General features: G+C 71.2%; 18 protein-coding genes. 3 read left to right on the top strand and 15 right to left on the bottom strand.

Annotation, left to right across the window (positions count from 1 at the left end):
- Window positions 1-2: 2 nt before the first annotated feature.
- From OG928_RS22995 to OG928_RS22985, 3 genes are all read right to left on the bottom strand, one after another.
- Window positions 3-1055: a hypothetical protein gene (locus OG928_RS22995; RefSeq protein WP_406286781.1), complete on the bottom strand. Its 1053-nt coding sequence runs from the start codon at window positions 1053-1055 to the stop codon at window positions 3-5.
- A gap of 65 nt (window positions 1056-1120) precedes the next feature.
- Window positions 1121-1786 (bottom strand): hypothetical protein, encoded by a 666-nt coding sequence (locus OG928_RS22990; RefSeq protein ID WP_406286779.1) that lies wholly within the window; start codon window positions 1784-1786, stop codon window positions 1121-1123.
- A 79-nt stretch (window positions 1787-1865) separates the two neighbouring features.
- Complete coding sequence (locus OG928_RS22985; RefSeq protein WP_406286778.1) at window positions 1866-3128, bottom strand: glutamate-5-semialdehyde dehydrogenase; 1263 nt, start codon at window positions 3126-3128, stop codon at window positions 1866-1868.
- Window positions 3129-3254: 126 nt separating this feature from the next.
- Between OG928_RS22985 and OG928_RS22980 the strand changes: the two genes are divergently transcribed.
- Entirely contained in the window at window positions 3255-4805 is a 1551-nt protein-coding gene (locus OG928_RS22980) for a fatty acyl-CoA synthetase (RefSeq protein ID WP_406286776.1), read from the top strand.
- An 88-nt stretch (window positions 4806-4893) separates the two neighbouring features.
- On the opposite strand, the gene OG928_RS22975 is transcribed toward OG928_RS22980, so the two are convergent.
- From OG928_RS22975 to OG928_RS22955, 5 genes are all read right to left on the bottom strand, one after another.
- Window positions 4894-6633, bottom strand: coding sequence for an ABC transporter ATP-binding protein (locus tag OG928_RS22975; protein ID WP_406286774.1), 1740 nt, complete (start codon window positions 6631-6633; stop codon window positions 4894-4896).
- Complete coding sequence (locus tag OG928_RS22970) at window positions 6630-8336, bottom strand: ABC transporter transmembrane domain-containing protein (RefSeq protein WP_406286772.1); 1707 nt, start codon at window positions 8334-8336, stop codon at window positions 6630-6632. Before OG928_RS22970 ends, OG928_RS22975 begins: the two co-directional genes overlap by 4 nt.
- 269 nt (window positions 8337-8605) lie before the next feature.
- Window positions 8606-8794: a DUF397 domain-containing protein gene (locus OG928_RS22965; RefSeq protein WP_406286770.1), complete on the bottom strand. Its 189-nt coding sequence runs from the start codon at window positions 8792-8794 to the stop codon at window positions 8606-8608.
- Window positions 8791-8931 carry a hypothetical protein gene (locus OG928_RS22960; protein WP_406286769.1) on the bottom strand — a complete coding sequence of 47 codons (141 nt, stop codon included), beginning with the start codon at window positions 8929-8931 and terminating at the stop codon, window positions 8791-8793. The genes OG928_RS22965 and OG928_RS22960 overlap by 4 nt, the downstream gene beginning before the upstream one ends.
- Window positions 8932-8950: 19 nt before the next feature.
- Entirely contained in the window at window positions 8951-9622 is a 672-nt protein-coding gene (locus OG928_RS22955; protein ID WP_406286767.1) for a helix-turn-helix transcriptional regulator, read from the bottom strand.
- Window positions 9623-10155: 533 nt separating this feature from the next.
- Here OG928_RS22955 and OG928_RS22950 point away from each other — a divergent pair.
- Window positions 10156-10467 (top strand): hypothetical protein, encoded by a 312-nt coding sequence (locus tag OG928_RS22950; RefSeq protein WP_406286764.1) that lies wholly within the window; start codon window positions 10156-10158, stop codon window positions 10465-10467.
- Entirely contained in the window at window positions 10464-11528 is a 1065-nt protein-coding gene (locus OG928_RS22945; protein ID WP_406286762.1) for a methyltransferase domain-containing protein, read from the top strand. The genes OG928_RS22950 and OG928_RS22945 overlap by 4 nt, the downstream gene beginning before the upstream one ends.
- A gap of 267 nt (window positions 11529-11795) precedes the next feature.
- Here OG928_RS22945 and OG928_RS22940 read toward each other — a convergent pair whose 3' ends face one another.
- The 7 genes from OG928_RS22940 to OG928_RS22910 form a co-directional block, all read right to left on the bottom strand.
- Complete coding sequence (locus tag OG928_RS22940) at window positions 11796-12182, bottom strand: hypothetical protein (protein WP_406286759.1); 387 nt, start codon at window positions 12180-12182, stop codon at window positions 11796-11798.
- A 46-nt stretch (window positions 12183-12228) separates the two neighbouring features.
- The gene (gene proB / locus OG928_RS22935) at window positions 12229-13332 is read right to left on the bottom strand and encodes a glutamate 5-kinase (RefSeq protein WP_406291141.1); all 1104 of its coding nucleotides are present in this window, start codon (window positions 13330-13332) and stop codon (window positions 12229-12231) included.
- Window positions 13333-13396: 64 nt separating this feature from the next.
- A complete protein-coding gene (gene obgE / locus OG928_RS22930) occupies window positions 13397-14839 on the bottom strand; it encodes a GTPase ObgE (protein ID WP_406286757.1) in 1443 nt (480 codons plus the stop codon).
- 111 nt (window positions 14840-14950) lie between these two features.
- A complete protein-coding gene (gene rpmA, locus OG928_RS22925; protein WP_161359950.1) occupies window positions 14951-15205 on the bottom strand; it encodes a 50S ribosomal protein L27 in 255 nt (84 codons plus the stop codon).
- Between the two features lie 10 nt (window positions 15206-15215).
- A complete protein-coding gene (gene rplU / locus OG928_RS22920; protein WP_406286754.1) occupies window positions 15216-15530 on the bottom strand; it encodes a 50S ribosomal protein L21 in 315 nt (104 codons plus the stop codon).
- A 209-nt stretch (window positions 15531-15739) separates the two neighbouring features.
- Window positions 15740-18370, bottom strand: coding sequence for an Rne/Rng family ribonuclease (locus OG928_RS22915; RefSeq protein WP_406286752.1), 2631 nt, complete (start codon window positions 18368-18370; stop codon window positions 15740-15742).
- Between the two features lie 1066 nt (window positions 18371-19436).
- Window positions 19437-20306, bottom strand: coding sequence for a TIGR03936 family radical SAM-associated protein (locus OG928_RS22910; RefSeq protein ID WP_406291139.1), 870 nt, complete (start codon window positions 20304-20306; stop codon window positions 19437-19439).
- Between the last annotated feature and the right edge of the window lie 46 nt (window positions 20307-20352).

Below are 20352 nucleotides of genomic sequence, written 5' to 3'. Positions count from 1 at the left end.
CGTCAGGGCGGGCCCGCCAGGCGACCGCAGCCGACCGCCGCGGTGAGCGCACGGTACGGGTCCACGTGTTGGGCCGCCGGCGGCGCGTCGGTCTGCGCGCCGCCGGCGAAGGCCGGCCGGAACCAGACCGACGCGTCCGCGTCGCAACCCTGCGGCCCGGCGACCGTCAGGATCCGCCGGACCTGGAGCAGGCCGTCGCGCACCATGGCCGAGTCCAGGTGGAAGTCCCACACCCGGTGCACCACGAACCGGGTCCAGCCCGGCCCGCCGACCTCGCCGACCGCGTACACGAACACCACGTCGGCGATCACCACCAGGTCGTCGCGCGAGCGTTCGGCGACCGCGAACGTGCCGGCCACCCGGGCCGCTGCGTCCAGGAGCCGTACGCTCGCCGGGTCGAACCGGGTGACCCATCCGGTGGGGGCGGCCGAGTCGTCGTCGTGCGCGGTGAGCAGCGCCGAACTCAGCTGATCGCGCTGTTCCTGCCGCAGCAGCGGCATGGCGGCCCACGGCCGACCGCCGCGCAGCACCGCGGGGTCGAGCTGGGTGCCGACCACGAACTCACGGACCAGGTCCAGCGCTTGGCGCACCTGCGTGGCCGTGAAATGGGTCGTCGCACGCGGCCCGCCGGAGACGATGCCCGCGACGCCCTGCGCCCAGGCCGCGGCCGGGCCGCCGAGCCACGGGTCGGCGGGCAGCGGGCCCGGCGCGTAGCCGATCGGCGGCGCGAGCGAGATCCGCTGCAACACGGCCGCGCCGATGTCCAGACGGGGCTGCGGCGTCGCGGCCCGCCGGGCGCCCAGGAAGCTCGCGCCGCCGATCACGCCCAGCACGATCAGCGCGCCGAGGACGCCCCGCAGCGTGCGCACCCGCACCCCGAACACCCGCCGCTGCCGGTGCGGGCGCTTGCCCCCGTGCAGCCGCTCGCGCGCGGACGGCTCGTGCAGCCCCGCCGCGCGTACGAAGGTCGCGTCGAAGACGACGGCGCTGAACTCGTCCTCGCCGTCGGGCCCGCCCCGGTTCGGGCCTTCGGGGGGCACTCCCCGTCCGGACATGCATCCAGCTTAGGTCGCCCGCGAGCGGGTGGATATGTGCGTGGACAGCGGGATCTGACGGATGGTCAGCGGGGTCCCGAGCGGGCCGTGGCGGGTTGCGACACCACCGGTGCCGAGCCCTCGACCGCGCCGGAATCCCCCGGCCCGACCGTGATCCGCACCTGGGACGTGTCCTGACCGGGCAGCGGGGCGAACACCGGGTTGTTGTCGGTCGTCGCGCTCTGCCCGGAGCCGACCGAGGGCTGCCGGGGAGCGGACGGGCCCTGCGAGGATCCGCTGCGGTAGACGGCGGTCACCGCCATCGCCACCACCCCGACGCCCATCAGGACGGCGAGCACCCACGCGACCCCTCGCCGCCAGCGCGTGGCCCGCGCGGCGCGCGCCCACGGCTCGCCGGCGAACCAGGTCGGGACGTGCGGGAGCACCGGGGTGGGATCGTGCACGGGCACGGTGCGGGCCCGCCACGGGTCCTCGCCGTCCGGTGGGTACGTCCCGTCGTCGAACCAGTCGGAACGGTCGACGCGTTCGGCCTGTTGGTCGGTCCGCTCGGGCGCGGCCGGGGCAGGTGTCGGCGCAGGATCGATCGCCGCACCACGCTCGTTCGCCGAGGGCTCGTGCACGCGGGCCGCGCGCACGAACGACTCGTCGAAGACGACGGAGGAGAGCTCATCCTCCGAGAACTCGGGAAAGTCTGGGCCGTCCGGGAACTCTGGCCCTGGTGAATCGGGCACTCCTAGACAGTATTACCGCAGGCCCCCGGATGGATACCGATTCATCGGACCGGTCCGGGCGCCCGCCCCGGATCGGGAGTCAGGAACGCACGTGGCCGTCGCCGACGACCACGTACTTCGTACTGGTCAGCTCGGGCAGGCCCATCGGGCCGCGCGCGTGCAGCTTCTGCGTCGAGATGCCGATCTCGGCGCCGAACCCGAACTGGCCGCCGTCGGTGAACCGGGTCGAGGCGTTGACCATGACGGCCGTCGAGTCGACGAGGCTGACGAACTCCCGGGCCGCGGCCTGCGACGTGGTCACGATCGCCTCGGTGTGGCCCGACGAGTGCCGGCGGATGTGCGCGACCGCGTCGTGCAGCGAGGGCACCACGGCGGCGGCGATGTCGTAGGACAGGTATTCGGTGTCCCAGTCGGCGTCGGTCGCGGGCACGACGTCGGCCGAGAAGGCCTGGACGGCCGCGTCGCCGTGCACGGTCACGCCGGCGTCCTTCAGGGCCGTGAGCGCGAGCGGCACGAAGGCGTCGGCCACGTCGGCGTGCACGAGCAGCGTCTCGGCCGCGTTGCACACGCTGACCCGGTGCGCCTTGGAGTTGACCAGGACGTTCACGGCCATCTCCAGGTCGGTCTGCGCGTCGATGTACACGTGGCAGTTGCCGACGCCGGTCTCGATCACCGGCACCGTCGAGCCCTCGACCACGGTGCGGATCAGGCCGGCCCCGCCGCGCGGGATCAGCACGTCCACCAGGCCGCGGGCGGTCATCAGCTCCTTCACCGAGTCGTGCGTCTCGCCGGGCACGAGCTGGATCGCGTCGGCGGGCAGCCCGGCCGCCACGATCGCGTCGCGCATCACGGCCACGATCGCGGTGTTGGAGCGGTAGGCCGAGGAGGAGCCGCGAAGCAGCACCGCGTTGCCCGACTTCAGGCACAGCGCGGCGCCGTCCACCGTGACGTTGGGGCGGGCCTCGTAGATGATCCCGACCACGCCGAGCGGCACCCGCACCTGACGCAGTTCCAGACCGTTGGGCAGCGTCGAGCCACGCAGCACCTCACCGACCGGGTCGGGCAGGCCGACCACGTCGCGCACGTCGGAGGCGATCGCGGCGATCCGCTCGTCGGTGAGGGTGAGCCGGTCGATCATCGACTCGCTCGTACCGCCCGACCGGGCGCGCTCGACGTCCTCCGCGTTGGCGGCGACGATCTCGGCCGAGCGGGCGGTCAGCGCGTCGGCGAGCGCGAGCAGCGCGTCGTCCTTGGCCCTGCGGGTCAGTGGCGCGAGGACGGCGGCGGCCTCCCGGGCGCGACGGGCGGTGTCGAGGACTGCGGAGGCTTCGCTGCTGGTCATGAGGCAAGCCTACCTACGCGCGCCGAGGATCCTCGCGGGCATTTCAGCGGTCGAGACGCTTCCCCGGCACGGCCGCGCCGGACACAATGACGCCTCCAGGTGCTTCACCGAGGCAAGGAGTCCCCCGTGACCGCTGTACACGCTCGCCGGCACGGCATCGCCGACCTGCTCGCCCGGACCGCGGCCCGGCTGCCCGGCAGGCTCGCGATCGTGGACGGCGAGCTGCGGCAGTCCTTCGCCGAGCTCGACGACACGGTCTCGCGGACCGCCGGCGCGCTCGCCGCGCGCGGGATCACGAAGGGTGATCGGGTCGTACTGCTCGCGCGCAACTCGCACGGCTTCGCGGTGGCGTACTTCGCGCTGGCCCGGCTCGGCGCGATCTCCGTGCCGGTCAACTTCATGCTGACCGCGCCCGAGGTCGGGTACGTCCTGGAGCACGCGGGCGCGACCGCCGTGCTCGCCGGCACCGAGCTGACCGCGACGGCCGACGCCGCACTCGCCGGGCGCACCGCGCTGCGGATCGTCTTCGGCCCCGCGACGCCCGGCTGGGAGCCGTTCGCCGCGCTCGCCGAGGAGGGTGGGACCGTACCGGAGCTCGAACTGGACGACGACGACCCGGTACAGATCATGTACACCTCCGGGACCGAGTCGCGGCCCAAGGGCGCGGTGATGACCAGCCGCAACCTGATCGCGCAGTACGCGACCGCGATCATCGACGGCGGGATGGCGGCCGACGACGTCGAGATCCACGCGCTGCCGCTGTATCACTGCGCGCAGCTGCACTGCTTCCTGACACCGGACGTCTACCTCGGCGCGACCTCGATCATCCTGCCCGCGCCGGACCCGACGACGCTGCTGGCGACCGTCGAGCGCGAACGGGTGACCAAGCTGTTCTGCCCGCCGACCGTGTGGATCGCGCTGCTGCGGCACCCGGATTTCGACACCCGGGACCTGACCAGTCTGCGCAAGGGCTACTACGGCGCGGCGGCGATGCCGGTGGAGGTGCTGGCCGAGCTCCGCCGCCGACTCCCGGAGCTGCGGCTGTACAACTTCTACGGCCAGACCGAGATGTCGCCGGTCGCGACCATCCTGGGCCCGGACGAGCAGGAGCGAAAAGCCGGCTCGGCCGGCCGCGCGGGGTTGAACGTACAGACCGTCGTGGTCGACGAGCAGGACGAGCCGGTGCCGGCCGGCGTGGTCGGCGAGATCGTGCATCGCGGCCCGCACACGATGCTCGGCTACTGGAACGACCCCGAGCGCACCGCCGAGGCGTTCCGCAACGGGTGGTTCCACAGCGGCGACCTCGGCGTGCTCGACGAGGAGGGCTACCTCACGGTGGTCGACCGCAAGAAGGACATGGTCAAGACCGGCGGCGAGAACGTGGCGGGGCGCGAGGTCGAGGAGGCCATCCACGCGCATCCCGCGATCGCCGAGGCGGCGGTCTTCGGTGTGCCGCACCCCTACTGGATCGAGGCGGTCACCGCGGTGGTCGTCCCCAAGCCGGGCGAGAAAGTCACGCCCGACGAGGTGATCGAGCACTGCCGGACCCGGCTGGCCGGCTTCAAGGTGCCCAAGTACGTGGTGATCGCCGAGTCGCTGCCGAAGAACCCCAGCGGCAAGATCCTCAAGCGTCACCTCCGCGAAACGCACGAGGCTCTCGCCGCCGGGGACCGGTGAGCTCTCCCGCGACTTCGAGCGGCTCGAACGCCGGCCGGGCCACGGATGGCCCGGCCGGCGGTCACGCCGAAGCGGACCGCAGGCGGGATCACCCGTGCCAGGACTGCCACAGGGCCGCGTAGGCGCCCTTCGCGGCCATCAGCTCCTTGTGGCTGCCCAGTTCGGTGATGCGACCGTCGTCGACCACCGCGACCCGATCCGCGTCGTGCGCGGTGTACAGGCGGTGCGCGATCGCGATCACCGTGCGGCCCTCGATCACCGCGCCGAGCGAGCGTTCCAGGTGCCGGGCCGCGCGCGGGTCGATCAACGACGTCGCCTCGTCGAGCACGAGCGTGTGCGGGTCGGCCAGCACGAGCCGGGCCAGCGCCAGCTGTTGGGCCTGAGGGGCCGTCAACGTGAAGCCCTTGGGCCCGACTTCGGTGTCCACGCCGCCCGGCAACGCGTCCACCCAGTCGGCGTCGACCGCACGCAGCGCGGCCAGCACCGCCTCGTCGTCGGCGTCCTCCCGGGCCAGCAGCAGGTTGTCCCGCAATGTGCCGCGGAAGACGTGGTGCTCCTGCGTCACCAGCGCGACCCGGCCGCGCAGGTCGTCCAGCGGCAGCCCCACGAGCGGCACCCCGCCGATCTCCACGTCGCCCTCGGTCGGCCCGTTGACGCCCGCCAGCAACCGCCCGAGGGTGGACTTCCCGGCCCCGCTGGGACCGACCACGGCGATCCGCTCCCCCGGCCGGATGGTCAGGTCGATGCCGTGCAGCACCTGGCGCCCCGGCGAGTACGCGAACCGCACGTCGCGCGCCACCAGCGTCTCGTCCGCGGGCTTGGTGTCGGTCGGTTCGCGGTCGGACGGTACGTCGGCCACGCCGAGCAGGCGCGCCAGTGAGGCCGCCGCCACCTGCACCTCGTCGAGCCAGTTGAGCAGTTCGTCCATCGGGCCGATGATCAACTGCACGTACAGCACCGCGGTCGCCACCTCGCCTAGCGAGGCCCACCCCTGGAGGTAGGCCCAGCCGCCGAAGCACATGGTCGCCACGATCGGCAGGATGTAGCCGAAGTCGACCGAGGGGAACCAGACCGTGCGCAGCCACAGCGTGTACCGCTCGGCCGCGTAGGAGTCCGCGATGTCCTCGTCGGCGCGCCGCCGGCGACGATCGGCCAGGCCGAGCGCCTCGACCGTGCGCGCGCCCTCGACCGTCTCCGTGAGCGAGTCGGTCACCTGCGCCCACGCCGCGTTCTCGCGCAGGTAGCCGGCGGGCGCCCGGCGCAGATACCACCACGTGATCGGGATCAGCAGCGGCACCGTGACCAGGAGCGGCAGCGCGAGCAGCGGGTTGAGCAGCAACAACCCCGCGAACGTCAGCACGATCGTCACGATCGCGACCAGGACCGCGGGCACGGCCCGGCGCGAGGCGCGCGACATCGCCGACACGTCACGGTTCGCGCGGCCCAGCAGGTCACCGGGGCCGGCCCGCTCGACGGTGGACAGCGGCAGGTCCAGGATCCGGTCCACGAACTCCTCGCGGACCTGCGCGAGCAGCCCTTCGCCGAGCCGCGCCGCGGCCACCGCCGCGTGCCGTACGAGCAGCGCCTGGGCCAGCAGCGCCGCCCCGATGCCCAGGCCGAGCAGGTCCACGGTGTGCGTCGGGGCGTCCGCGCGGACCTTGTCGATCAGGATCCCGAGCAGCCTGGGCGCGGCCAGCCCGGTCACGGCCGCGAGCGCGTACAGCGCCACGGTCAGGATCAGGTCGCGCCGTCGCTCGGCCAGCAGCCGCGCGGCGTGCCGGGCGACCGCGGCGGCCGGTGCGATCGGGAGCAGCTCGCGGGCGCTCACGCGTCGTCCTCCTCTTCGGCTCGGGTGACGAGCGCGGCGTACCGCGGTTCGGTCCCCAGCAACACGCGGTGCGGGCCGACCGCCATGACCTTGCCGTCCTCGACGTAGGCGACCTCGTCCATGGTGTCCAGGACGAGCGGACTGGTCGTCGCGACGATCGTGGTGCGCCCGCGCCGATGGTCGGCGAGCCGACCTGCGATCCGCGCCTCGGTGTGCGCGTCCACCGCGCTGGTCGGCTCGATCAGCACGAGCGTGTCGGCATCGGCGAGCAACACCCGTACCAGTCGCAGGCGTTGCACCTGGCCACCGGAGAACTCCAGGCCGCGCGAGGCGATCTCGGTGTCCAACCCCTTGTCGAGCGCGTCGATCACGTCCTCGGCACTCGCGATCCGCACGGCCTCGGCGATTTCGCCCGACGCGCCGCGACCCGGCGTGAGTTCGCGGCTCAGCGGCCCGGCGAACAACCCCGCGTCGTGGTGCGCGACCAGGATCCCGGCCCGCACGTCGGCGATCGCGAATTCGGCGATCGGTAATCCGCCGTACAACACGTCCGCGTCCTGGTACCGGCCGAGCCGATCGGCGAGTTCGGGGGCGTCCTGCGGGTCCTCGCACGCGACCCCGACCAGCGTGCCGGGGCGTACCACCAGGCCGGAGCGCCGGTCGACCAGTTCCCCGACCGGCGGCCACGCGACCGGTTCGGCGCAGTCGACCACGCCAGGTTCGAGCGCGAGCACACGCACGACCCGGCGGGCCGCGACATGCCCGCGCACCATGCGGTCGGCGGCCTCGGTCAGCGTCGTGAGCGGAACCGTCAGGAACGCCGCGTAGCCGTAGAAGGACACCATCTCGCCGACGGACAACCGCCCATCCAGCGCGAGCCGCGCGGCGATCCAGGTGCCGAGCGCGACGAACACGCCCGGCACCAGGAACTGCGCGGCCTCCAGCACGGATTCGACCCGGGCGGTCCGTACGCCGGCCACCCGCAGCTCCTGCGACTCGCGGCGATAGCGCGCGGAGAAGGTCCGCTCGCCGCCGATGCCGCGCAGCACCCGCAAACCGGACGCGATGTCGACGGCCCGGTCGGCGAGTTCGGTCTGGAGGTCGCGGTAGGCGTTCTGGCGCCGGTGCAGCGGCCGCAGCAGGAGCGACACCAGGCCCATCAGGAGCGGTACGCCGATCAGCACCAGCAGACCCAGCGGCACCGACATCTGCAGCAGCACCAGGGCGACCACGACGAGCGTCACGACCGACGCGCTGCCGCGCGCGGTGATGTCGAGCATCCCGCCGATCGAGTCGACGTCCGAGGTACCGATGCCGACCACCTCGCCGGAGGCGATACGGCGTTGCAGGACCGCGCCGAGTCGGGTGGCCTGACGGGTCACGAGTTGGATCGTGCGAAAGGCGGCGTCCAGGAAGTTCGACACGGCGTTGCGATGCCGCATGGTGCCGGTGAAGCCGATCGCTACGGCGAGGCCGAGCAGCACGCCCGACCACGTGAACAGGCCCGACTCGCTGCGCGATTCGAGCGCGTCGATCGCACGGCCCACGGCGGCCGGAAGCAGGGCCTGGGCAACCATCCACATCGACGCCCACAGGATTCCCATGGTGATCGTCTTGCGAGAACAAACAGCGAGCCAGAACAGGTAGCGGCCCGCCGACCGGATATCGGGATCGCCGGGATCGGCAACGGGAAACGTACGCATGGTCCCGCGACGCTAACCCCGCACCCCCACCCCAAGCCACGCATTATTCCCGGGCCGGCAACCCACACTTCCCACCCATGCCGACCGAAATCCCAGCAAGCGCTCGACCGGCGAAAGGGCCCAGCCCGCCCGCGATCCGAGCGTGCTACGAAGTTCTTGGGCGTACTGGGCACTCAAGGAGCCATCGCCGACTACACGAACGCACTGGGGCCGGGCGGCCGGTACGCCCGCCAGAGGCCGGGGCCTACCGAGCGGCCGCTACGCGTAGGTCACGCCTTGATCGCACCGAGCATGGCCGACCAGGACGCGGGGTCGACAGCAATCTGACCCAGGCTCGTGTCCTTGGAGTCGCGGACGCCCACCGCAGTCATCAAGAAGGCGGTCTCGACGCAGTTTCCCTCCTGGTTGCCGCTGTGTGACGACTTGAACCAGCGAGGCGAGTGGGGGGCAGTGCTCATTGCTGACACTCCATCAGTAGCGTTTCGATGAGGGCGACCGACTTGGCCGGGGTCAAGGCCACCGTCCGCATGAGATCGTAACGGCGCTCGGCTTCGCGCACCTCTGCTTCAACGTCGATCAACCAGCCTTTGCCCATGGTCTCGACGTAAGCGCACTCACCCCCCCTGAGGGCTCGTGAGCAGCGTGAACGATCCGTTCATACAAGCATGTACCCCACGGCGATCCGGGATCACCTGGAGTACGACGTGGGGCAACGCGGCGATGGTGAGCAAATGCTCATACCGCTCGGCCGCGTCGCGCTTTGGCAGTGCAAGCGCCGTCCTCAGTGCATGTTCAGGGATGGCGACCCACACTTCCGGAGGGTCCTCGCGGTGAAGGATCACCTGTCGAGCCATGCGGTTCGTGACTCGGACTTCGATGGGCCGCTTCTCGATATCACGGGGTCGGTTCACACCGAAGAGGAGCCGCGCGTAGGCCGCCGTCTGTAGCAGTCCCGGGATGACCTGGGCCTCGAAAATCCGTAACCGAGTGGCGCGTTGCCGCGTCCACGTAGCCCTTGAACCACTGGGGTAGCGCGGCTGCTCTCGATCGATGACCTCCTGAATTCGGGTCAACAGACCGTCGCCTGCCAAGAGCTCGTCCACCGACTTGGTGAACTCCATGTGGGGACGACGCTTTCCGGACTCCAACATGTACACAAGCGAGCTTGTGCAATTTCCGGCGTCAGCCACTTCCTTCGCCGACTTGCCGGTCAATTCGCGAAGTCTTCGCAGCTCGTAGCCATAGAGCGCCTGCGTGGACGCTCCAGGTTCCAGCTCCCTGGTCACGCACTCTCCCCTGAATTACACAGTCCCGAACAGTTCAGTGTCCGTAGCTTCAGATCGTAGGTGGGGCGCGTCGATGATGTACCTGAAACCGGCAGTTCGTGATCTGGAGGTCGTTCTATGAACATCCGGCGCCCCACGAGCGGAATGACGCTTTACGTTTATCGGATCAAGGCCAATGGCGAGCGCGAGGACCTTGAGCCCTTGCAGCGGTACGAGATGAGCGCGGCAAGCCCGACGGTGCACCTGAACCCGCCCTGCGAGTGCGCCCGTTGTGATCGGAGCGGTGGTTGAAGACGACCTAGGCCCCTTGCTCCGGTCGCCCGCCGAAATACCGGCCGACGCCGCCCCCACGGATTCCTTGTCGATGACGACAAGGCCCACCAACCGATAGGAGACACGACAATGCAGAAGGTCATCGAAGCACAGGCCCTCGCGCAGGCGCCGGAAACCGACCTGCTCGTCCCCCTCCACGTGGACTACGGCACGTCGGTTTTCTCCAGCGCGAGATCGGGCCCAAGTCGGCCGAGTACCGCGTGGCGGTGGTGGCGGATCGCCTGTTCATCAGCGAGGCGGCCGCGGTGGGCCCGTACCTCGACATCCGCGCAGTCGGCCGGGACGGCGTCACGTACACACCCGGGACGCTGCCCGAGGCGGTGCAGGCAGCCATCCGTGCCGTAACCCGCGCCTTCGGTCTGGTGTTTGCCGCTTGGGACCTCGTACAAGACGACACGGGCACGATCTGGGCGCTCGAATTGAACCCGAACGGGCAATGGGCCTTCACGCCCGACCGCGACGACATCTGCCGAGCCATCGCCGACTACTTGGAGGAAGCCGCAAACACATGACAACACTCGACGACGAAGCAGTCTCACGGCGCGCAGCCATGGTCGACGCATTGACCGCCAGCGGCCACGCGCTCCGGCCGGGAGTGGCCGCCGCGTTCCGGGAAGAGCCTCGCCACACCTACGTACCTCGGTTCACGCGCAGCCATCAGATCGCAGACGGCACATGGGTGTCCGAGGAGGTGAACCACACACACCCGGACTGGCTCAACTGGGTCTACCTCGACCAGGTACTGCTCACTTCGACATGGCCCAGCATGTCCTCGTCCACGGTGCCGTCACTCATGGCCGACATGCTGGACGCGCTTGACGTGCGTCACGGCGTGACGGTTACCGAAATCGGTACGGGGTCGGGATACAACGCCGGCATCCTGGGGCGGCTCGCGGGAGACGAGAACGTGCTCTCCATCGACGTTGCCCCCGAGCTGGTATCCGCCGCTCGCGCGGCCCTCGACGCCGCCGGACACGGCGAGATCACCGTCGTCTGTGGCGACGGCGGCAGCGACGGCGTAGTGCGGCCCGACAGCACCGATCGCCTGATCGCCACCTGTGGAGTGAGCAGCCTTCCTGCGGCTTGGCGCCGCGCAGTTCATCCCGGCGGAGTGGTCGTCGTCCCGCTCGGTGCCGGAATCGCAGTCCTCGACATCGACGAGCAGCATGGCGCGCAGGGGCGATTCCTGCCCACCGGGGCGTACTTCATGAGCCTGCGCCCAGCCGATGGCGCACCGTTGATGCCGCGCCCCGACAATCCCGAGGGGCCGGCAGAGCCCTGCACGATGCCGGTGACGGCATGGAACGACAGCGAGTTCACGTTCCTGGTTTCGTTCTGGCTGAGACTGGAGGACGTCTTGACCGACTCGGCGTCAGACGCGCTTACCGTCTGGCACCGGGACGGCTCGATTGCGACCATCACCACAAACGGAATCGCACGCCAGGCGGGGCCGCGACGGTTGGCCGATCTGCTGGGCTCGCCTCTGGAGCGACTACAAGGCGCACGACCGGCCGTCGCGCAGTGCGTATCGAATCGCGGTCGCCCCCGACGGGACACAGACCGTGATCGCTGATTGCGCGGGGGGAAGGTGGGCGGTCCTCCCGCCCTACGCCGAGTAGCTTCTGCGCAACCCGGGACAACCCGAGGGGGCGGTCAACGAGCCGCCCCCTGTGGGCTGTGCCATATCGAGATGGGACGGCCGGAGGGTCGTGGGGCTCGCCGTAGTTCCACGTTCCCGGTCGAATCGTGAACGTCGACTACTACGACGCCGAGCCGACCCACGAACGTCATGCTGCGAGAGCCACGGGGCGGGCTGGCGGCGCGGGTGACCGGAGCCCGATCAGAACGGCTGAACGCGCCCAGGCCGCACCGGCAACGGCGCCGGCGAACTCGCCCGCTTCTGATACGTCGGCCGATCCACGACCTCCAGCCCGATCAACTCCCAGGGCGGCAGATTCGCACTCTGCCGATGCTCCCCCCACAGCCGCAAGGCAATCGCCGCCGCATCGTGCAAATTCGGCGCCTCCTCCCAATACCGCACCTCGGCATGGTCGGCCGCATAGCGCCCCGCGAGCAGAAAGGGGTGTTCGTGCGCGAGCCGCTCCAACGCCTGACGCACGTCGTCGGGGTCCCCCGCCTTGCCGGCCAGGGTCAGCGTGATGTGCCACATTCGGCCCGCGCCGTCGTGTTCGGCGTTGCCCCAAGGACGATCCTCACGCTCCGGCACGGCCGGGCCTCCCGTCGGCGAGCTGCTGATCTTCCGTGGTCGTCGCTCAGCGGCGCAGCAGCACCAGGTCGTCACGGTGGACGACCTCGCGCTCGTAGGCCGGGCCCAACTCCCGGGCCAACTCTCGGGTCGATCGCCCGAACAGCCCCGGTAGTTCCTTCGCATCAAAGTTGACCAGTCCGCGGGCCACGATGTGACCGTTTTCGTCAACCAGGTCCACCGGATCGCCGGCAGCGAAACCGCCCTGGACGCCGGTGATGCCGGCCGGCAGCAGCGAACTGTGCCGCTCGACCACAGCCGTGACCGCGCCCGGGTCGAGCGTGAGCCGACCGCGCGCGGTGCTCGCGTGGGCCAGCCAGAGCAGCCGGTCGGCGGTACGAACTCCGGTGCGGTGAAAGAGCGTTCCGGTGTCCTTGCCGGCCAGCGCGTCGGACGCGAAGCGGGCCGCGGTGAGCACGACGGGGATCCCCGCGGAGGTCGCGATGCCGGCGGCCTCGACCTTGGTCACCATGCCGCCGGTGCCGAGGCCGGCCTTGCCGGCCTTGCCGATCTCGATGCCTTCGAGATCTTTCGATCCGTGCACGAACGGGACACGCGAGGACGTCGCCTTCGCCGGGTCGCCGTCGTAGAGGCCGTCCACGTCGGACAGCAGCACGAGCAGGTCGGCGTGCACGACGTGCGCGACCAGGGCCGCGAGCCGGTCGTTGTCGCCGAACCGGATCTCCTCGGTGGCCACCGTGTCGTTCTCGTTGACCACCGGCACCGCGCCCATCGCGAGCAGCTTGTCGAGCGTGTTGTAGGCGTTGCGGTAGTGCGCCCGGCGGGTGACGTCGTCGACGGTCAGCAGCACCTGGCCCACCCGCAGGCCGTACCGCGCGAACGACGCGGTGTAGCGCGCCACGAGCAGGCCCTGCCCGACGCTCGCGGCGGCCTGCTGGGTGGCGAGGTCGCGCGGTCGGCGCGGCAGGCCGAGCGGGGCCAGTCCGGCGGCGATCGCGCCGGAGGAGACGAGGACGACCTCGACACCCTCCGCGCGCTTGGCCGCTATCACGTCCACGAGGGCGTCGACGCGATCCGCGTCCAGCCCCCCCTGGGCGGTCGTCAGCGAAGACGAACCGACCTTGACCACGATGCGGCGCGCGGAGGTCACGTCCTCGCGCGCCGCGCCGGCCCCACTGAGCACCTTGGCCCCGCTTTCCCCGACCCGCTGCGGGTCAGGATTCCGAGAAGGGATCGAATTCCTCGTACTGCGTCTCGATGGCCTCGCGCTCGCGGCGCTTGTCCACCGCCGGACGATGCGTCTGCAGGCGATGGTCCTCGCCGCGCCGCCCGAGCATCTCCGCGCCGGTGGCCACGGTGGGCTCCCAGTCGAAGACCACGCCGGTGACGTCGTCACCGATGACGACCTCGGCACCGGGGACGGCGCCGGCCGACCACAGGGCCTCCTCGACACCGAGCCGGGCGAGCCGGTCGGCGAGGTAGCCCACGGCCTCGTCGATACTGAAGTCGGTCTGCCGCACCCAGCGTTCGGGCTTGGCGCCGCGCACGATGAACGCGTCGTCGCGACGCGTGATCGTGAAGCCGCTGTCGTCGACGGCGGTCGGGCGCAGCACGATCCGGGTGGCCTCGGGCGGCGGCGCGGCGTCGCGCGCGCTCTGCACCTGGGCGGCCATCGCGAAGGACAGCTCGCGCAGACCCGCTCGGCTGACCGCGGAGACCGCGTACACCTGGAGTCCGCGCGCTTCGAGGTCGGCCTTCACCATGTCGGCGAGGTCGTTGCCGTCGGGCACGTCGATCTTGTTCAGCGCGACCATCCGCGGCCGGTCCTCCAGGCCGCCGTACGCCTTCAGTTCCGCCTCGATCGTGTCGAGGTCGCTGATCGGGTCGCGGCCGGGTTCCAGCGTCGCGCAGTCGAGCACGTGCACGAGCGCCTTGCACCGCTCGACGTGGCGCAGGAATTCGAGGCCGAGGCCCTTGCCCTCGCTCGCACCGGGGATCAGGCCGGGCACGTCGGCGACGGTGTAGACGACGTCGCCGGCGGTGACCACGCCCAGGTTCGGCACCAGGGTGGTGAAGGGGTAGTCGGCGATCTTGGGCCGCGCCGCGCTGAGCGTCGCGATCAGCGACGACTTGCCGGCGCTCGGATAGCCCACGAGCGCGATGTCGGCGACCGTCTTGAGTTCGAGGACGAAGTCGCCGGCCTCGCCGGGCTCGCCGAGCAGCGCGAAGCCGGGGGCCTTGCGGCGCGGGGACGCCAGCGCCGCGTTGCCGAGGCCGCCGCGGCCGCCCTGGGCGATCACGTAGCGCGCGCCGTTGCCGACCAGGTCCTCGACGAATTCCTCCTCGCCGTCCGGAAGCAGTCGCTTGACGACCGTGCCGTCCGGGACCAGGAGGATGACGTCGGAGCCGTTGGGGCCGGTCCGGTTGGCGCCGCCGCCGGGCTTGCCGTTGGTGGCCTTGCGGTGCGGCGAGTGGTGGTACTCGAGCAGCGTCGTGGTGTTGGCGTCCACGACCAGCGTGACGTCCCCACCCCGGCCGCCGTTGCCCCCGTCGGGGCCGCCGAGTGGCTTGAACTTCTCCCGGTGCACGGAGGCCACGCCGTGGCCCCCGTTACCCGCCGCGACATGCAGCACGACGCGGTCGACGAAGGTCGTCACGTGGATTCCTCCTAGGCTCCCCGGGTGGGGGGCGAAACACTGGGGACAAACAACCGAGGGCGGACCGCATAGGGTCCGCCCTCGGGTGTCAAAGCGAATGCCGCGGCGTGATTATTCCGCCGGGACGATGTTCACGACGCGGCGACCGCGCGCCTTGCCGAACTGCACGGCACCGGCCGACAGCGCGAACAGCGTGTCGTCGCCACCGCGACCGACGTTGGTACCGGGGTGGAAGTGCGTGCCACGCTGGCGGACGATGATCTCGCCGGCGTTGACGACCTGGCCGCCGAAGCGCTTCACGCCGAGGCGCTGAGCGTTCGAGTCACGGCCGTTCCGGGTGGAAGATGCACCCTTCTTGTGTGCCATGTCGCTTCTCCTACTTCCCGGAGTTGATGCCGGTGATCTTCAGCTGGGTGTGCTGCTGGCGGTGACCCATGCGCTTGCGGTAACCGGTCTTGTTCTTGTACTTCAGAATGTCGATCTTCTTGCCCTTGGTGTGATCGACGACCTCGGCCGTCACCTTCACACCCGCGAGGACCCACGGGTCACTCGTCACGGCTTCACCGTCTACGACGAGGATGGCCTGGAGCTCAACTGCCGCACCGGCCGCACCGCGAATGCGGTCGACCTGGACGACGTCACCGACGGCAACCTTGTGCTGCCTGCCACCGGCGCGAACGATCGCGTACACCGTGGATCTCTCTTTCTGCAGGGTCCGAGCCCCTGAAGCCAGCCACACCGAACAGAAATCGGGGGCCTCCCACGGGAACGAGTCCCGGAGGGTGGTTGCTCAGGAGCCTGTGCCTAAGCACACCAAGGGCAAAGGTTACAGGATGCCCGGGGGCGAAGGCCAAACGGGCCCGCCCCAGGTGTTTGAACCTGGGGCGGGCCCGGTATGACTCAGGATCCGCTTGCCGCCGACACCGGCTCGGCGCCGTCCACGGCGCCCTCCGGCGGGCCCGCGGGCCGGGTGGCCCGCCGCGACGTCTTGCGCGGCTTCGTGGCCGCCTTGGCGGGCTTGGCCGGCTCGGCCTCGGGCTGCGGGGCGGCCTTCGGCTCGGGCTCGGCGGCCGGCTGCGGGGCGGGCGCCTCGATCGTCGCGGCCTCGGCCGCCTCGGCGGCGACCTTCTTGGCCGACTTCCGGGGCGTCTTGGCAGCGGCGGTCTTCTTGGCCGGCGCGGTCTTGGCCGCGGCCTTCTTGGCGACCGTCTTCTTCGCGGCGGCCTTGCGCACGCGCTTGGCCGGCGCCGGGGCCTCCTCGATCGGCTCGACCGGCTCCACCTCGGCGTCGACGGCCGCGGCGGCCTCGGCCGGCGACTCCTCGGCGGCCAGTACCTCGGCGACCGCCTCGGCTTCGGCCGGCGGAACCGGCTCGGGCTCGGCCTCGACGGGCTCCGCGACCTCGATCGCCTCGACGGCCTCGGCCGGCTCGACCGATTCGACCGCTGCGGCGACCTCGGGGAGTTCGCCGGCCTCGGCGGCCTCCTCGGGCTCCGGGGCATCGATGTCCACGATGTCGTCGGTCTCGATGATCTCGGTGATCGGGCCGCTGCCGTTCTTGTCGGCGGTGCCCTTGCCGCGCTTGCGCCGCCCGGAACCCGTGCCGGCGCTGCCGTTGCCGGTGTGGATGTGGCCGCCGTTGCCGTGGCCCTTGGTCTCGGGCGCGTCCATGTGCACGATCACGCCGCGGCCGTTGCACCGCTCGCAGTTCTCGGAGAACGCCTCGAGCAGGCCCTGACCCACGCGCTTGCGGGTCATCTGGACCAGCCCGAGCGAGGTCACCTCGGCGACCTGGTGCTTGGTCCGGTCCCGGCCCAGGCACTCCATCAGGCGCCGCAGCACGAGGTCGCGGTTGCCTTCGAGGACCATGTCGATGAAGTCGACGACGATGATCCCGCCGAGGTCGCGCAGCCGGAGCTGGCGGACGATCTCCTCGGCCGCCTCCAGGTTGTTGCGGGTGACGGTCTCCTCGAGGTTGCCGCCCTGACCGGTGAACTTCCCGGTGTTGACGTCGACCACGACCATCGCCTCGGTGCGGTCGATGACCAGCGAGCCGCCGCTGGGCAGCCACACCTTGCGGTCGAGCGCCTTCATCAGCTGCTCGTCGATGCGGTACGTCGCGAAGACGTCCACCTCGCTCGTCCACCGGGACAGGCGCGGGGCCAGGTCCGGGGCGACGTGGCCGACGTAGTCGTGGATGACGTCCCACGCCTCGTCGCCCGAGACGATCAGCTTCGAGAAGTCCTCGTTGAAGATGTCGCGGATGACCCTGACCGTCATGTCCGGCTCGCCGTACAGCAGCGAGGGGGAGCTGGTCGTGATCATCTTCGACTTCTTCTTGATCTCCTCCCACTGCGCCTGGAGCCGGGTGACGTCGCGGGTCAGGTCGTCCTCGGTCGCGCCCTCGGCGGCGGTGCGCACGATGACGCCCGCGTTCTCGGGAACGATCTTCTTGAGGATCGTCTTCAGGCGCGCCCGCTCGGTGTCCGGGAGCTTGCGGCTGATCCCGGTCATCGTGCCCTCGGGCACGTAGACCAGGTAGCGGCCGGGCAGCGAGACCTGGCTGGTCAGCCGCGCGCCCTTGTGCCCGATCGGGTCCTTCGTGACCTGCACGAGAACCGACTGGCCGGGCTTGAGCACGGCCTCGATGCGGCGCGGACCGCTGAAGCCCGCCGCCTCGAAGTTGACCTCACCGGCGTACAGGACCGCGTTGCGGCCCTTGCCGATGTCGACGAACGCGGCCTCCATCGACGGCAGCACGTTCTGGACCTTGCCCAGGTACACGTTGCCGACGTACGCCTGATTGTCGAGCCTGTGGCTGACGTAGTGCTCCACGAGCACGTCGTCTTCCAGGACGCCGATCTGGGTCCGCTCGCCGTTCTGGCGCACGACCATCACGCGCTCGACCGCCTCGCGGCGGGCCAGGAACTCCGACTCGGTGATGATCGGCACCCGGCGACGGCCCTGCTCGCGCCCCTCGCGGCGGCGCTGCTTCTTGGCCTCCAGGCGGGTCGAGCCCTTGACGCCCTGCACCTCGTCGGTCGGGCTCTCGGTCTCGCGGGCCTCGCGCTTGCGCGGCTCGCGGACCTTGACGACCGTGCGCTCGGGGTCGTCCTGCGGCGTCTCGGCGACCTCGTCGGCGGCACCGTCGCGGCGGCGCCGACGGCGGCGCCGACGGCTGCTGGTGGTCGCACCCGCGTCGCCCGGCTCGTCGCTGTCCTCGTCGTCGTCGGGCCCGTCGCCGGTGCCCTCCGCCTCGTTCTCGGTGTCCTCGTCGGAGCCGTTGTCGTCGGCGTTGTCGTCACCGCGGCCACGGCGCCGGCGACCGCCGCGCCGGCGGCGACGGGTCGGGCGGTCGCCCTCGGCGTCGTCGTGCGCGTCGGTGCCCTCGGGCTCCTCGTCCGGCTCGGACGGCTCGGTCGGCTCGGGGCGCTCGGTCGCTTCGACCGCGCGGCCCGGGTGCCGCTCCTGCTCGTCCCGGTAGCGCGAGTCCACCGGCCCGGCGTCGGCGGCCGTGTGCACCTCGTCCACCGGCAGCGCGCGCCGGCGGCGACGCCGACCACGCGGTTCGTCGGGCTCGGTCCGGGTCTCCGGCTCGGGCTCGACGGCGGCCGGCGCGGGGTCGGCTCGGCCGCGCGCTGCGGCGCGGCGAAGACGGCGGCCTGCGGGGCCTGGAACAGCGGCTGGAAGACCGGCGGCGGCGCCTTGCGGCCACCCCTGGTCTTGGGCTCGGGAGCCGGCTCGGGCTCGACGGCGACCGGAGCGACCGGCTCGGCGGCCGGGGCGGCCTCGGCGATGGGGGTCGCCTCGGTCTCCTCGGCCGTGGGCACGGCGCGCTTGCGGGTCCGACGGGGCCGACGCGGGGCCTCTTCGGTCTGCTCGGGCTCGGCCTGGGCGGGCTCGGCCGCGGCCGGCTCCACCTGTGCGGCGGGCTCGGGCGTGACCTCTTCGGGGGTCGCCTCGGGAGCGACCGTCGTCCGCTTACGGGTACGACGGGCGCGGCGCGGCGCCTCCTCGACGGCCTCGGCCTCGACCTCGACCGGCACGGGCTCGGCAGCCTGTACCGGTGCGGTCTCGACCTCGGCCGCGACCTCGGCCGTGTCGGTGACGGGCGCGGTCACCCGCTTGCGGGTGCGCCGCGCACGTCGCGGTGCCTCCGGCTCGGGCTCGGGTGCGGTGTCGGCCACTGCGGCCTCCTCAGCCTCCGTGTCCTCCTCGTCGGAGGGCTCGGGAACCTCGGGTGTCGCGGCGGCCGGAACCGGCGCGGCCTCCGGAGAGGGCGCGCTCGGCGGTCCTGCGGGACGGCTGGCGGCCCTGCGACGGCGGCGGGGTGCCGGCGTCGTGGCCGTGTCGTCCTTCGTGCTGTTGTCGTTGTCGGAAGTACCGGAGTTCACAACCCCGGGTGTACCTGATGTCTCAGGCGTGTCGTTGGGCTCGGTGTCGAGCATGCGGGTCTGTCTCCCGTCACGCTTCCGGGCGCTCCAACGCAGGGCGCCGCGCGGAAGCTTCTCTCTCACTCGCCGACCCCGACCTTGCGGGCGGGACCGGGCGATAAGTCTGTCGGAAATTCAAGCCTTGGGCCTCGTGTACCCGGTCGTCACCGATGCGAGGCTTCGACGACGGGTTCTGCACCGCCCTGCGGGCCGGTCCGGAGTTCCTCGTCCCCCTGCGAGGTGTGCTCCACCGCCGATGCTGCGCGGTCGGGCGCGAGCGGGTCGGTCACCGAATTGGTCGCGGTGTCGAGCGGCCCCTGCGCCAGGCGGGTGACCGCGGCGGCGGTGGGCGTAACAAGGTCGGCGACCAAGCGAAGACCGGACAGAACGTCGTCGGGTCGAACGGCGGGTGTGGTGTGCCGGACAACCAATCGCAGTATCGCACAGGGCGAACCACTACCCGCATCGACACCCTGGTGACCTGCGTCGTTCCCGTCGGGGGTGGTGACGGTCAGATCGACTACGGCCGCACGGGCGTCGAAAGTGCGCATGCCGTTCTTGCTCATCCGCTGGACCTCGACGGTCTCGGCGGCCAGGAACGCGGTTGCCGCGCGCCGGGCCTCCTCGTCGGTGACCCCGGCGAGGGCAAGCTCCCAGACCGACGCCTCGAGGCGTTCGGGGAGGTTGCCGCCGTGCGCCTCGACGATCTCGACGACGTCGAGACCGAGCGGCAGGGACGAGTCGAGCAGGTCTCGCAGATGGGCCGGGTCGCAGTGTGTGGCCACGCCGATCTCGAGATATTCGGCCTCGCTGGCGACGCCGGTAGGCGCCGCGCCCGCGTAGGAGACCTTGGGGTGCGGGGTGAAACCGGCGGAGTAGGCCATGGGCACTTCCGCCCGACGCAGGGCCCGCTCGAACGCGCGCTGGAAATCCCGGTGGCTGGTGAACCGGAGGCGACCGCGCTTGGTGTACCGGAGGCGCAGTCGCTGGACCGTCGGCGCGGGCGGCGGTCCCTCGGGCGTACGTCGTGCCAGTTTCGCTCAGTCCTTGGCTCGAATGTAGGGGCAGAAGTCGGTCCAA

The sequence above is a fragment of the Embleya sp. NBC_00896 genome, from assembly GCF_045207785.1.
In the GTDB taxonomy this organism is placed as follows: Bacteria; Actinomycetota; Actinomycetes; order Streptomycetales; family Streptomycetaceae; genus Embleya.
The sequence above is the reverse complement of the archived record's forward strand: the minus strand, read 5'-3'. Positions and strand labels throughout refer to the sequence as shown.